The organism is Clostridium sp. MT-14, assembly GCF_042436595.1.
Classification (GTDB): Bacteria; Bacillota; Clostridia; order Clostridiales; family Clostridiaceae; genus Clostridium_B; species Clostridium_B aromativorans.
The window spans coordinates 45,216-59,680 of the sequence record NZ_JBHMIY010000019.1; the positions used below are offsets into that span (position 1 = coordinate 45,216).

11 protein-coding genes are annotated in these 14,465 nt (G+C 36.8%); 1 reads left to right on the forward strand and 10 read right to left on the reverse strand.

The annotated features are described in order from the left end of the window. Positions 1-5: 5 nt before the first annotated feature. The 5 genes from glpK to ACFHWD_RS13240 all read right to left on the reverse strand — a co-directional run bounded on the left by glpK (position 6) and on the right by ACFHWD_RS13240 (position 8,141). On the reverse strand, positions 6-1,499 hold the full coding sequence (glpK, locus tag ACFHWD_RS13220; protein WP_378062266.1) for a glycerol kinase GlpK: 1,494 nt from the start codon (positions 1,497-1,499) through the stop codon (positions 6-8). 117 nt (positions 1,500-1,616) lie between these two features. Further along, positions 1,617-2,180 carry a glycerol-3-phosphate responsive antiterminator gene (locus tag ACFHWD_RS13225; RefSeq protein ID WP_150355734.1) on the reverse strand — a complete coding sequence of 188 codons (564 nt, stop codon included), beginning with the start codon at positions 2,178-2,180 and terminating at the stop codon, positions 1,617-1,619. A 40-nt stretch (positions 2,181-2,220) separates the two neighbouring features. Then, positions 2,221-2,925 (reverse strand): MIP/aquaporin family protein, encoded by a 705-nt coding sequence (locus ACFHWD_RS13230; RefSeq protein ID WP_229980829.1) that lies wholly within the window; start codon positions 2,923-2,925, stop codon positions 2,221-2,223. A gap of 278 nt (positions 2,926-3,203) precedes the next feature. Beyond that, entirely contained in the window at positions 3,204-6,068 is a 2,865-nt protein-coding gene (locus tag ACFHWD_RS13235; protein WP_229980828.1) for a DNA topoisomerase IV subunit A, read from the reverse strand. Positions 6,069-6,185: 117 nt separating this feature from the next. Beyond that, a complete protein-coding gene (locus ACFHWD_RS13240) occupies positions 6,186-8,141 on the reverse strand; it encodes a type IIA DNA topoisomerase subunit B (RefSeq protein ID WP_150355777.1) in 1,956 nt (651 codons plus the stop codon). Positions 8,142-8,518: 377 nt separating this feature from the next. On the opposite strand from ACFHWD_RS13240, the gene ACFHWD_RS13245 reads away from it, so the two are divergent. Beyond that, positions 8,519-9,097, forward strand: coding sequence for a zinc dependent phospholipase C family protein (locus tag ACFHWD_RS13245; RefSeq protein WP_378062268.1), 579 nt, complete (start codon positions 8,519-8,521; stop codon positions 9,095-9,097). A gap of 36 nt (positions 9,098-9,133) precedes the next feature. Here the strand turns inward: ACFHWD_RS13245 and ACFHWD_RS13250 are convergent, their stop codons facing one another. Genes ACFHWD_RS13250 through ACFHWD_RS13270 form a run of 5 tightly spaced genes read right to left on the reverse strand, consistent with a single transcriptional unit; the run spans position 9,134 to position 14,260 of the window. Further along, positions 9,134-10,387 (reverse strand): NRAMP family divalent metal transporter, encoded by a 1,254-nt coding sequence (locus tag ACFHWD_RS13250; protein ID WP_328707006.1) that lies wholly within the window; start codon positions 10,385-10,387, stop codon positions 9,134-9,136. Positions 10,388-10,444: 57 nt separating this feature from the next. Continuing rightward, on the reverse strand, positions 10,445-11,185 hold the full coding sequence (locus ACFHWD_RS13255) for an N-acyl homoserine lactonase family protein (protein WP_229980826.1): 741 nt from the start codon (positions 11,183-11,185) through the stop codon (positions 10,445-10,447). A 20-nt stretch (positions 11,186-11,205) separates the two neighbouring features. Further along, positions 11,206-11,568 (reverse strand): DUF1667 domain-containing protein, encoded by a 363-nt coding sequence (locus ACFHWD_RS13260; RefSeq protein WP_229980825.1) that lies wholly within the window; start codon positions 11,566-11,568, stop codon positions 11,206-11,208. Further along, positions 11,565-12,806: an NAD(P)/FAD-dependent oxidoreductase gene (locus tag ACFHWD_RS13265; RefSeq protein WP_378062271.1), complete on the reverse strand. Its 1,242-nt coding sequence runs from the start codon at positions 12,804-12,806 to the stop codon at positions 11,565-11,567. Before ACFHWD_RS13265 ends, ACFHWD_RS13260 begins: the two co-directional genes overlap by 4 nt. Continuing rightward, complete coding sequence (locus tag ACFHWD_RS13270; protein WP_229980824.1) at positions 12,806-14,260, reverse strand: NAD(P)/FAD-dependent oxidoreductase; 1,455 nt, start codon at positions 14,258-14,260, stop codon at positions 12,806-12,808. Before ACFHWD_RS13270 ends, ACFHWD_RS13265 begins: the two co-directional genes overlap by 1 nt. Positions 14,261-14,465: the final 205 nt, after the last annotated feature.

Sequence of the window (14,465 nt, forward strand, 5' to 3'; positions counted from 1 at the left end):
TTATTTTATTTGTTTGCCCATCCCATGGATCTCTTCACAGCCTCATGCCATCCATTTAGCAGTTCAATTCTTTTTCCTTCCTCCATATCTGGCTCAAAGGTTCTGGATATAGCCCAGTTCTTAGATACTTCTTTCCTGTCACTCCAATATCCAACTGCAATACCAGCCAGATAAGCTGCACCCAGCGCAGTGGTTTCTATAACTTCAGGTCTGTCGACTTTAACATTTAATATATCCGATTGAAATTTCATCAGGAAATTATTGGCACAAGCCCCGCCGTCTACCTTTAAAGCCTTAAGTCCAATTCCAGAATCCTCTTCCATGGCTTTTAGTACATCATAAGTCTGATATGCCAGGGATTCAACTGTAGCTCTTATAAAATGCTCTTTTTTGATTGCTCTTGTAATTCCAACTATAGTGCCCCGCGCATAGGCATCCCAGTAAGGTGCACCTAATCCCACAAATGCCGGCACCAGGTATACTCCACCGGTATCCTTCACAGCAAGGCAGTATTTTTCGGACTCCGGAGAGGTTTTTATCATTCTAAGTTCATCTCTGATCCACTGTATTGCTGCTCCACCTACAAATATGCTTCCCTCAAGGGCATATTCAACTTTACCATCTATTCCAACTGCTATAGTTGTCAAAAGACCATTTTTAGATTCCACTGCTTTTTCTCCAGTATTCATTAGAAGGAAACATCCTGTACCATAGGTATTCTTTGCAGTTCCCGGCTGAAAACAAGTCTGTCCAAACAAAGCCGCCTGCTGATCTCCTGCATCTCCTGCTATTGGAATATTTACTCCAAACAGGCTCTTATCGGTTTCCCCATAGACACAGCTGGAAGGTTTTACTTCCGGCAGCATTGATTCAGGTATATCAAGCATGTCTAAAAGATCCTTATCCCACTTCAATTCGTGAATATTGAAAAGCATAGTTCTAGATGCATTGGTGTAATCAGTTACATGAACCCTGCCTTTAGTCAAGTTCCATATCAGCCAGGTATCCACATTTCCAAAGGCCAGATTTCCCCTCTCGGCTTCTTTCCTCGCACCAGGTACATTGTCCAAAATCCATTTTATTTTTGTACCTGAAAAATATGCATCCAAAATCAATCCTGTCTTTTCCTTTATCATCTTGTCCAAACCTTTTGCCCTTATTTCATCACATATGCTGGCAGTTCTTCTGCACTGCCATACTATGGCATTGTAAATTGGAAGTCCAGTTCTTCTGTCCCATACTATAGTGGTCTCTCGCTGGTTGGTTATTCCTATGGCCTCAACATCCTCAGCTTTTATATTTTCCCTAAGAAGAGCTTCTGTCGCCACTCCAAACTGTGTAGCCCATATTTCAGTAGGATCATGCTCCACCCATCCATTTTCCGGATAAATCTGTTTGAACTCTTTCTGAGCCATACTTACAGGCAATCCCTGTTTATTAAACAATATGCACCTGGAACTAGTCGTTCCCTGATCCAGCGCCATAATATATTTTGCCATTTTACATCCTCCTTTACAGTCTTATCAAATTAAATTCTTACATAACATAGATCATGGAATTTCAGTTTTTTGATCTTTTGTTAGTTTCTGAAATTCCACAATCTCATATTATCAACCTTACAAGTTCCACAATTTGTGAGTAGTAGTGGATATAGCTATAGCTCCTGCAGACAGAGAATTCATTATATCCTTTTTTTCTTTTATAAGCCCTCCTGCTATAATAGGCATCTTAATTTCCTTTTCAATAACTCCTATTATTTTACTTGCTACTCCAGGTAAAACCTCAAGTGCATCAGGATTATTTTCATGTATATTCTTTATTCCCGTTTTAAGAGAAAGTGAATCCAGTATAAATACTCTCTGTATCGTCAGTAAATCCAGTTGATTCCCATATTTGATATTAGAGGATTTTGTGCTTATTATTCCATTTGGATTTGCACATTGTTTTATATACCTCATTCCTGCAAAGTCTCCCTTTAATCCATCTACTAAATCAACATGAATAAAAGTCAATTTGTTTTTTCTCCTGAGTTTCGCACATATTTGTGAAATATTCAATATGTCTCCATAGAGTACAAATACTATGGACACCCTGCTCAAAATAGCCTGTTCCAAATCCTCTTCATTTCTCACAGCCGCTATAATAGGATTCTCTATGAGTTCTTCTCTAAATTTAGGCATTTAAAAAGACTTCCTTTTTAATTAATTTAAGCAATTATCATCAGAATATTACTGCAAATAGCAGTGCCCCGGCTATTCCTCCCGCTATAGGTCCAAAAACCGGAACCCAAGCATAAGCCCAATCTGAATCGCCTTTACCTGCTATAGGAAGTATAGCATGTGCAATTCTTGGTGACAAATCTCTGGCTGGATTCATTGCATATCCAGTAGGACCACCGAGAGCACAACCCAGAACAAAGATAATTGCACTTACAACAATTATAGATCCCATACCATCGGCAGTTTTAACCGTACCCATCGCAGCTAAAGAAAATACTAAAGTAGCCGTAGCCAAAAACTCAGTTAAGAAGTTTGCAGGATAATTTCTCACAGCCGGCGCTGTGCAGAATATACCCAGTTTTGCAGCCTTATCCTCTGTAATTCCCCAATGCGGTAAATAGGTAAGCCATACAAAAACTCCTCCAACTATACCTCCCACCATTTGAGCTACGACATAACCAGGAACTTCCGCCCACGGAAATTTACCAATTACGGCCAGCCCTATGGTAAGCGCCGGATTGAACTGATTACTGAAATTTGAAAACAAGTATGCAGGAATTCCTACTGCAAAACCCCATCCTGCTGCTATGACTATCCATCCTGCATTCTGCCCTTTACTCTTGTTAAGAGTACAGTTTGCACATACGCTGTCTCCTAAATAGACAAGCAATGCAGTTCCAACAAATTCTGCTAATACATGTGACATAATATTTATTCCCCCTAACTTAATAATTATGTTAATTTAAATTAACATCTAATTATGAAATAAATTTGGTATTTCAAAGAACACAAGAAATCGATTACTGAATAAAAGTATAATTCTTTTTATAAAAAGAGCCTACTTAAAAGAAGCCAAATATATTGACTTTTTAAAGCGGCTCTCTTTTCTCTGCCTTTTATTAAATTATATACACATTATAATATAATAATCACAATATTACAATATACTTCTAAATTATCTGCAAATTTGCTGCAAAATACTTTTCAGTGAACTTCCTTAACTCTGTCATCTAAATTCATTACAACAACGCTTCTGCCTCTGCCTGCTCTGTTTTGAAGCGATATATTCTTTAACTTTATTTTTCCTTTATTTCCCTTGAAAGAATTTAAAATCAAGGTGCGGTTCATCTTATCTTCATTGTCTATAAGAAGAGAATATATCACTTTCTGGTCATCCTTTAAACTCATGCCTATTACCCCTGAAGCCAATTTACCCATGGTGCTTACTGAATCCCCCTTGAATTTTATTGCCATCCCAGCATCACTTACTAAAAGTATCTGGGGACTTTGAGCACTGCTATATTCTACATTTATCAGAAGATCTCCCTTATTCTTAAATTTATATGCCCTGTTCCACAAATCCATATCTTTGAATTCCATCATGGAAGTCTTTTTAACCATTCCGCTTTCAGTAAAAAAGTATATGTATCCTGAGCTGAAGTCTTCCACAGAAACTATCTTGAGTATATCCTTTACATCTACATCTCCCATGAGCTTCGCAGCATTTATCCCGGAAGCACCTATATTTTGAAGCATAAATGCAGGCATGGAAAACACCATTCCATCAACCGTAAATAGGAGTACAGTACATCTTGAATTTGTGAGTACATTCCTGTAGGCTCTTCCCATATTTGAAATTTTGACCATTCCTGACTTATTCACATTTATATGAAACTTTCTATACTCATCCTCATCACACAACTGAATATTTAATACTCTATCTTCTTTTGGCAGGGTAAAAAGTTTAGTAGTGACTATATTTCTATCTTCAGTCGCCATCTTCGGCACTTTTAATTTAAAATCAAGCCCTATCTTTGTTGACACTTTTATAAACTTCATCTGAGAGTTTCTGTCAATAAGTTTTACATCTACAAGTTCTTCCCCACTTTTTAGCTTAAGGGCCATGATCTTGACATAATTTGTAATAAAGGATTCCAATTTTGTCCTTTTTATCCCTCCAATAGTAGTAAAAAATATAAAATCCTTTTTTAAATTTAAATTCTCCATGTTGTATACTGCAATTACGTTTTCCGCGGACAGATCAAGACCTCTTATTATGCTGTCGAGTCTTTCACCCTTTTCTTTCCACTTGAATTCAGGAATGTCCCTTCCTTTTAAATTATACACATTTCCCTTATCTGTAAAAAACATAAATGTGTCTCTGGTATTGGCATGTATGAGATATCTATTGAAATCCCCCTCCCTGTATTTTATATCTTCAATTTGCCCGCTGGATCTACTGTAGCTTTTCTCAGAAACTCTTTTTATGAAGGATTCATTGGACATTGTAACGATTATGTTCTCCTCTATCATAAGCTCTTCTTCATCTATTTTGGCTTTTTCATCCTCTTCTACAATGGCAGTTTTTCTATCATCGCCATATTTTTCACCAATTTCTTCCAATTCCTTTTTTATAATTTTCAGGACTTCCCTTTCGCTGCCCAATATTTTTGTAAGCCTCTTTATTGTTCTTAAAAGTTTTTTGTATTCTTTCTCAAAAGACACTATTTCAAGTCCTGTAAGTCTATACAGCATGAGCTCCAATATAGCCTGGGCCTGTGGAGCTGTAAACTGAAATCTATCCATAAGATTTGAGGCAGCATTTTTTTTGGATTTAGATGCCCTGATGGTTTTTATAATTTCATCCATTATACCTATGGCCTTTATGAATCCCTCTACAATATGAAACCTGGAATTTGCTGCATCCAGCTCCTTTCTTGTTCTCCTCTTTACAATTTCCTTCTGATAATCAACATAGTAACTCAATATGGTCCTAAGTCCCATAGTTTGAGGTTTTCCATTAGCCAAAGCCACCATATTAAAGGATATGCTGCACTGAAGATCTGTCTTTTTAAACAGATATTTTAAAATTTTCTTCACTAGATTGATATCTGCTGATTTTTTGAATTCTATTACTGCTCTTATACCACTCCTATCGGACTCATCTCTTATATCAGATATGGGTTCAAATATCTTTGCATGCCTTTTATCGGCAGTCATTTCAGAAATAGTCTGAAGCAGCCTGGCCTTGCTCCTCCTGTAGGGAAATTCCGTTATGACTATGGCAAGCTTTCCATTGTCAAGCTTCTCTATGGAAGTCTTGGCCCTTAAAGTCACTCTCCCCTCGCCCGTTTCATAGGCGGAAAGGAGAGATTTTTTCCCTATTATTATCCCTCCGGTGGGCAAATCTGGTCCCTTTATGTATTTCATAAGTTCCTCAGTGGTTATATCCGGATTATCTATATAGGCCGCCGCAGCTCCAATTACCTCTCTCAAATTATGGGGAGGAATATTGGTGGCAAGACCTACAGCTATTCCAAAGGCTCCATTTACCAGCAGGTTGGGATATCTTGCCGGAAGCACTTCAGGTTCTTTTTCAGATCCTGAATAATTGTCTATCATGTTTACCACATCTTTGTCTATGTCTCTCATCATTTCCATGGCAATAGGGGTAAGCCTGGCTTCTGTATAACGCATTGCCGCAGCACTATCTCCATCCTGACTACCCCAATTTCCATGTCCATCTATAAGGGGCATTCTCGTAGTGAAATTCTGGGCCAATATGACCATGGCATCATATACAGATGTATCCCCATGAGGATGATATTTTCCAAGTATGTCACCCACTATTCTGGCAGATTTATAATAGGGCCTATCAGGAAATGCCCTTAACATATAACTACCGTATATTATTCTTCTATGTACGGGCTTTAAGCCATCTCTCACATCTGGAAGCGCCCTGTCTTTTGCTACTTCCACTGCATAGGGAAGATAATTATCTGGCATAGCTTCTTCTATTGGAATTTTTATTATATTGTGATCTTCTGGAATTACTGTTTTAGTTGCCAAGTAAAAGCCTCCTTATTATCAATTCACAATGAACAATTGGCAATTCACAGTTAATGAAGATTTTTCTGCGAAAAATCAACCACAATTGTGAATTGTGCACTGTCAATTGTACATTGCCTAAAATTCTGCGTATTTATACATATATTTTTTTCTCGGCGCCACTACGTCACCCATAAGCAGAGATATCATTTTTTCAGCTTTTACAGCATCTTCTATAGTTATCTGCTGAAGTGTCCTGCTTTCCGGATCCAAAGTAGTCTGCCAGAGTTGATCCGGGTTCATCTCTCCCAAACCTTTATATCTTTGAACAAGTGCCCCGGATCCAACTTCTTTTTTTGCTTTTGAAAGCTGTTCATCGCTATAGGCATACCTGGTCACGTCTTTTCCCCTGCTCTCTTTATAAACTTTGTAAAGAGGTGGAAGCGCTATGTACAGGTGCTCATTTGAAATAAGCTGTCTCATATATCTATATATATAAGTCATCCAAAGTGCCCTTATATGATATCCATCTACGTCGGCATCACTGAGTATTATAATCTTGTCATACTTCAAATCCTCTTCCCTGTAATTTTCAAGTATTCCAGTACCTATGGCCGTGTTGAATATTTTTAATTCCTCACTTCCAAGTACATTTTCCAGCTTCTGCTTTTCTGTATTCATTATCTTACCTTTGGAAGGCATTATGGTCTGAAACCGTCTGTCCCTGGCCTGTTTTGCAGAGCCTCCTGCAGAGTCACCTTCCACCACTATAAATTCACACTTGGATGGATCCTTCAAAGTGCACACTGCAATTTTCCCTGCAAGTGGTGCAGTTCCCCTTCCTACTTTCTTTTTCTCCGCATCGTTTATTTTTTTTATTTTCTCCCTCCTCAGGGCTGCATTTAAGGCGTTATTTATTATTACTGAAGCCATATCCCTATTATCTTCTATCCATTCAGAAAGTTTAGTGTAAGAAAGATCATTCATCATGGTATAGGCCTCTGCGTTTCCAAGTTTAGTCTTGGTCTGGCCTTCAAATACGGGATTATTTATCCTTATCTTAACTATGGCGGTCATTCCCTCCCTGAGATCATCTCCCTCAAATTCTGCATCCTTTTCCTTCAGTAAATTGAGTTTTTTGGCCCATTCCTTAAATGCCCTGGTCATACCAGCCTTAAACCCGCTCTCATGAGTTCCTGACTCGGTGGTTGGAATATTATTCACATAACTTGCTATATGGTAATTAGTTGAATCGGTAAACTGAATACACACCTCTCCTTCCATATTCAAATCTCCCATATGCCTTTCCCCTTCAAACAATATGGGTTCTTTATGAAGAGGCGTCTTACTTTCATTCAAATATTCTATAAAATCCAGCAGACCTCTTTCAGAATGATATTCCCTTTGTATTTTATTCTCCCCCCAATTGCACAGGAGTTTTAAAGTTATACCTTTATTTTGAAAAGCCAGTTCCCGAAGTCTTTCCTCTATGACATCCAATTTGAACTCTACTGTTGAAAACACCCTTTCATCAGGCATAAAGGTAACCTTGGTACCTGTTTCATCGGTATCTCCTATTATCTTAAGATCAGTGACTGGTGTCCCGGGCATATCTTTTTTAAGATGTCTGTCATAAGCATATTCAAATCTCTGAGCATAAATGTGCCCATTTCGCTTGACTTCCACTTCCATCCACTTGGATAGTGCATTTACTACAGCAGCACCTACACCGTGAAGTCCTCCCGAAGTCTTATAGACCTCATTATTAAATTTTCCTCCTGTATGCAGCTGTGTAAATACCATTTCCACTCCATTTATTTTTTTTACAGGATGGATACCTGTGGGAATCCCCCTGCCATTATCTTCTACAGACACACTCCCATCTTCATTTAAAGTTACACAGGCCATATCTCCAAATCCATTTGAAATCTCATCTATGGAATTATCTAATATCTCCCATATACAGTGATGAAGACCCCGGCTGCCTGTAGAACCTATATACATGCCGGGTCTAACACGAACCGGTTCCAATTTTTCCAGAGAAGTCAGAGATGTTACATCATAAGCTTCACTCTTTTTGTCTACATTTTTCATCTGCTCATTTTCCTCCAAAATAATTATCTGCTGTCTGTCATCTGTGTTCCCTTATAATATTCCAATAACAACCAGCGAATTCCTTCTAATTTGCCAATGTTCATTTTCAGCAGAATTCAAAAAAACCTTCTGAAATTATTAGAGAAGGCATACTATTAAAGTTTAAACTTCAAAATTATTATATATATATACACATAATTATGCAATGGCAGCCACGTGATAAAATAAAATATTTAATTAACCCTACATTAATCTGGCTTTAACTTTCAAAGTATATATATATAAGTGAAGGTGGATTTTATATACTCAATGCACAATTGGTAAAAAAGCAAAGTTCAAAGGTGAAGATATCAAATAGGGAGAAAGGTGATCTTATAATGATAACAGATACCCACTTATTGATTTCCAATATCATATTTAAATACTGTTCAAAAAATTTTAATATTAAACTGAATAAATTTAATTTTTTATACGGCAGTATAAGACCTGATTTTGTAAGAGACAGCTCCAATTTTCACCATTACCTAAGTGAAAGCATGGATATAGTATGCGAATACTGCGATCAGCTGATCAATACCAGGATGTCAATAAAAAAATATTCAGTCATTTTAGGTATGATATGCCATTTCATCTGTGATTATTTCTGTCTATATCATACAAAAGAATATAAAGAGAGAAACCTTTTTCAGCATTTCATATATGAACTGTGCCTTCATTTTATTTTTATAGGCCTTTTAATATTTAAAAAAATCAAAATTATAACAAATGTAGATATTACTGAAAAAAGCATATCATCAGTAATATACTGCATGCGTGAAAGATATGACAAGGAGAGTAAATCCTTCGTCAGAGATATAATTTATGCCATTTCAGCAGCTATGATGGCCACAGATTTAATAGTTAACTGGGAAAATCCAAATTGTTATTATGATAAAAATGCCAGAAAAATTTCCTGATGTAAGGGGACTGACCCCATTACATATATTTACAGATTATGAAAATAACGCTTTGATGTTAGTCAAGGATTCTATTCCCGCATAGGCAGTTATTATAACTATGACAACACCTGTTATAAATAACCATTTTGGGTGCTTATAGTTTCCCACAATATCTTTTCTCCTGGATGCTATTAAAATCATAACAAGCATCACGGGAATAATGAGGCCATTTAGAGAACCTGCAACTATGAGCAATTTAGCCGGTTTGCCCAGCACAGTCATTATAAGCGTTGAAATGGCAATTATGACACTTGTGAGGATTCTCTCATGTCTGCTTACAAAGGGACTCAATGTCTTAAAAAAAGTAACAGTAGTGTAAGAAGCTCCTACAACACATGTAACTGCTGCACACAAAATAGCCACTCCAAAGAATATATATCCTAAATTTCCTGCTCCATATTTAAAAGCCGATGCCGCCGGATTGGTAGGATCTAATCCTATTCCCCTGGCTACCACACCTAAAGCTACCAAAAACAGCATAATCCTTATAACTGTTGTTATAGCTACTGTTGAGATGGCAGAACTCTCCACTCCCTTTAAATTTTCTTCTCCAGAAATTCCTGCATCCAGCAGACGATGCATCCCGGAAAATAATATGAAACCTCCAATTGTTCCTCCCATTAAAGTTATAGTTGGAAATAACAAGGTTGATGGGTTTTGGGGGAACAGAGTGCCATAATCCAATCTAATTCCAGTACTCATTGAATTCCCATGAAGAACTGCTACAGTCATGTAAAAAATAACAAGTATCATAATAATACCCAATATCTTTGAAAATTGATCTAGAGCTCTGCCTATATTTTTGGATAAAAATATGAGGACAGCGGAAATGCCTGCTAAAATATATCCTGCTTTAAAATTAATACCAAAAAGAATATTAAACCCCAATGCTGCACCGCCTATATTACCTGTATTGAAAGCTATTGCTCCCAATAATATCAAAAATGAAATCACATATCCCAGCCCGGGTACAATTTTATTTGCAATGTCCTGCGCTTTCAGTTTTGAAACACATAATATACGCCATACATTGATTTGTGTGAAAATATTTATTATGCATACAGCTATAATCACTAAAATAAGCGACAATTTATAGTCCTGTGCAAATTGAGCTGTTTGAGTCAAGAATCCGGCACCAACCGTTGAAGTGGTTGCAGTAAAAAATGTAGCACCCCATAATATACTCTTTTTAGTTTTCTCGTCCATAACACCATCAGCAATATTATTTTTATTATCAATGCCAGGCAACTTATAATCCCCCTTCATATTTACAATTTTAACATCTTACTTTTTGCCTATTGAATTTTAAAATAACGGTCTATTTTCAACAGCTAATTTAAACACCCCGTCTTCTCCACCCTGTATTCCCCCAGGTAAAGTTATATCAACCTGTACTTTTTCTTGAGGAATAATTTTATTGTCTTTGATTTTCATCCAGCAATCGTGTCCAGGTAAAACACGATCTGCAATATTCTTTATTCTCAATATGCTCTGCCTGCTTTGTTCATTATCTAAAGACATATCCACTTCCCCCTTCAGCAGCTCTATCCTGTTTTTTACTGCATCACCTGCAATAATCCATGTCTCATTATCTGCTTCGAGAACCAGAGACATTCCTCCAGGAGTATGTCCCGGAGTAAATATGGCTTTCACGCCAGGGTAAATTTCATCTCCATCTCTGGATATAATTATTTTTTCCCTATCACTTAAATATTTTACAGATTCCTCTGTTGTAAAGACATCTTCTTCCGTAGTAGCATATTTCCACTCAGCTTCACTTATAATAAATCTTGCATTTCGAAACAAGGATGCATTGCCGCAATGATCAAAATGCAGATGGCTCAAAAAAACGCTGTCAATTTGATCTGGTTTCATTGATAACTCTTCAAGTGCCTTTAAAAGATTTGGACGAATTCCCTGAGACCCTGTATCAAATAAAATGTTTCTGTCTTTCATACGTATAAGTGCTACATTGCTCCATCCCAATGCACCTATAGTGGATTTACCCGGAAATGCCTTACATAATACATCTATCTTAAAATTCATATATACAACCCCCTAATTCATTATAATTTCTCTACTCTTTTTGTCGTTATAATGTCAGAACCCAGATTTAAAATATTTTTTACCACAATTTGATGAATTCCCACTGGCGCCTCTAATTCTACTTTTTTTATTTCTTTTTCGACATCAAATATTCTATCTTTAGGTATTGGATCCTTGGTTCTCACACTTACTAAAGGTTCCTTGCCATTTTTAACTTTTACCAAAGTGGCAATAGTTCTCTTGGGATCCTGTATTTCTTGTCTTGCATATTTTTCTCCTCTTTTACAGGTTGCCCCCCTGACACTTATGATACCTCTGTCATCATAATCAATTGTAATCTCACAACTATTAGGACATACTATACACGTCAAATCTCTCTTCATACCTCTACCACCACCTTAATATCTTGTTGAGACTTGATATCTTCTTTTTTAACATTCAAATGTATCATTACTGCAGGATTAAGTTTCTTCAGTTTAGCAGTTTTTATAACTTTCTCTCCCTGCATAACTTTTATAACTTTATCTTTAGATGGTTTTCTCACTCTCAAGGCCAATTCCAAGTCTTCATTTCCACTTATTTTATTTGGTACAATGTTTCCAATCGTTCCATCCGTGCTTATACCTATTGTGTCTTTTCCCCTGATCTGGTCTCTAAGCTGCCTAGTCACTGATTCAGCAGCTTTTTCTCCCTCCAAAGATACATAGTCCACCAGATCATGGACATGCAGTACATTTCCTGCTGAATATATTCCAGAAACATTGGTCTGCAAATTTTCATCTACAATGGCGCCATTACTTCTTTTATCAAGTTCAATACCAGCTTGCAGTGACAATTCATTTTCAGGTATCAATCCAACTGACAAAATCAAAGTATCACATTTATAGTTTTTCTCAGTACCCTCTATAGGCTTTCCATTTTCGTCAAGCTCACTGACTGCAACCTCCTGAATTCTATCCTTACCTATTATGTTGGTAACAGTATAACTTAAATAAAGAGGTATGTTGTAATCATTCAAACACTGCTGTATATTCCTGGGAAGGCCGCTTGGATATGGCAGTTTTTCAAATACTGCAATGACATGAGCACCTTCCAGTGTAAGCCTTCTCGCCATTATGAGACCTATATCGCCAGAACCAAGAATAATAATATTTTTTCCAACCATAAGATCATTTAAATTTATATAGGCTTGGGCAACACCTGCCGTAAAAATACCAGCAGGTCTTGTTCCTGGTATACTTATAGCTCCCCTGGTTCTCTCTCTACATCCCATTGATAAAATAACAGCTTTTGCTTTATATTTTTTTAATCCATTTCTGGTTGCAGCCGTAACTTCTTTATTTTTTGTAAGTCTTACAACTGTGGCTCCTGTTTCTATTTCCACATTTTTTTCTTTTGCTTTTTGTATAAACCTATCCGCATATTCAGGTCCGCTGAGTGCTTCCTTAAATCTCAAAAGTCCAAACCCATCATGTATACACTGCTTAAGTATTCCTCCTGGAGCTTTTTCTCTCTCCAATACAAGTACATCATCTATACCATTTTCTTTTAATCTTATAGCTGCAGCAAGTCCTGCAGGGCCCGCTCCTATAATAATTACATCCTTTTCCATTATCTTCATTATCTGACCCTCCCTTCAAATAGATATCCGTTCTTCCTCGAATACCTTATTTCTTCTGGTTTTAAATCATGTTCTTCCATCAAAAGTTTTACGATTCTTGTCTGACAGTATCCGCCCTGACATCTCCCCATCATTGCTCTTGTTCTATTTTTAATTCCCGTCAGTGTCTTGACTCCCAATGGATTGTGAATTGCTTCTAAAATTTCATGTTTTGTCACCGTTTCACATCTGCAAAATATTTCACCGTAATCTGGATCCTGCTTTATAAGCTCAGCTTGTTTTTCATCCGATTGTTCATTGAATTTCAGTATTCCCCTTCTAATCGGATTGAATTTTTCATTCTCTTGAAGAACTTCTTTCCCGGCTATTATTTTTACTACATCTCTGGCTATTGGAAGAGCACTCGTAAGCCCAGGAGATTCTATTCCTATTAAATTGATTACATTCGGTACACTCTTTCTCTCTCCAATTACAAAATCCGCATATCCGCCCTTTTCCTTGCTCACCAACTTAGGTCTTATACCCGAAAAATTCCTTATAAAATACTTTCTCTCTATTTGAGGAAGTATTTTCCTACCGCCTTCTATAAGCATATCCATTACTTTCTGGGTGGATGAATAATTATCATTTTCGTCTATATAGACTGCGCTTGGTCCTATAAGCACATTTCCATCTACTGAAGGAGTAAGATGAATACCAAGTCCCCCCTCCTTTTTATTTGGTACAGGATAAGCCGGCATAGTTAAGTATTTGCTAAAATTTTTATCCAGTATAAAATATTCCCCTCTGCAGGGATATATTGTATAATCTTCTATCCCAACCATCCTGGCAATCTTGTCTGAATTTAGCCCTGCACTGTTTATCACCCATCTGGTTTGAAAAATTTCATCGTCTGTAGATACTTCATAGCCTTTTTCTATCCTCTTTATTCCCCTTACTTCTCTTCCCATGAAAAATTCTACTCCATTTTGGCATGCATTCTCTGCCAACGCTATAGTATAAATTATGGGATTTACTATACCTGTCATCGGTGAAAACAATGCCGTTTTCCCTTTTACATAAGGCTGCTTTTCCCTTATTTCTTTTTCAGATATTATTTTTAATCCCGGGACTCCATTTTTTTCACCTTTTTCTTTTAATTCTTCCAGTCCTTCTAAATCATCTTTTGTAAATCCTACTACCAATTTTCCCGTTCTTTTAAACGGTATGTCCAATTCTTTTGCTACTTTGTCAAATCCAAGACATCCTTCTACGCAGTATTTAGCCATAAGTGTTCCCGGCCTGCTGTTAAATCCTGCATGAATGACACCACTATTCCGGCCGCTTGTTTCACAAACCACATCCAATTCCTTTTCCAGAACAGCTACCTTAAGCTTATAGCGTGAAAGCTCTCTGGCTATTGAACTGCCTATTACACCGCCTCCTATTACCAATACATCATACTTGTCTCTCATAGTCTCACCCCATTCTAATATTTTAGAAATTATTTTAGACAAAATTAAGTAACATTATCTGTAACAAATTCTTTAATTGCAGCTAACAATCCTATATTATCAGTTTTGAACTTTTTTGCCAATAAAAATACTACTCTACTTGTCCCCATTTTCTTGCATATTTTTTTATAATCATAACAAAAATAGATTTGTGTAAAATCAACAT

Excerpts from the sequence above, each read along its gene's own strand:
- glpK (WP_378062266.1), bottom strand. The coding sequence starts at position 1,499 with ATGGCAAAATATATTATGGCGCTGGATCAGGGAACGACTAGTTCCAGG.
- ACFHWD_RS13225 (WP_150355734.1), bottom strand. The coding sequence starts at position 2,180 with ATGCCTAAATTTAGAGAAGAACTCATAGAGAATCCTATTATAGCGGCT.
- ACFHWD_RS13230 (WP_229980829.1), bottom strand. The coding sequence starts at position 2,925 with ATGTCACATGTATTAGCAGAATTTGTTGGAACTGCATTGCTTGTCTAT.
- ACFHWD_RS13240 (WP_150355777.1), bottom strand. The coding sequence starts at position 8,141 with ATGAAAAATGTAGACAAAAAGAGTGAAGCTTATGATGTAACATCTCTG.
- ACFHWD_RS13245 (WP_378062268.1), top strand. The coding sequence starts at position 8,519 with ATGATAACAGATACCCACTTATTGATTTCCAATATCATATTTAAATAC.
- ACFHWD_RS13255 (WP_229980826.1), bottom strand. The coding sequence starts at position 11,185 with ATGAATTTTAAGATAGATGTATTATGTAAGGCATTTCCGGGTAAATCC.
- ACFHWD_RS13260 (WP_229980825.1), bottom strand. The coding sequence starts at position 11,568 with ATGAAGAGAGATTTGACGTGTATAGTATGTCCTAATAGTTGTGAGATT.
- ACFHWD_RS13265 (WP_378062271.1), bottom strand. The coding sequence starts at position 12,806 with ATGAAGATAATGGAAAAGGATGTAATTATTATAGGAGCGGGCCCTGCA.
- ACFHWD_RS13270 (WP_229980824.1), bottom strand. The coding sequence starts at position 14,260 with ATGAGAGACAAGTATGATGTATTGGTAATAGGAGGCGGTGTAATAGGC.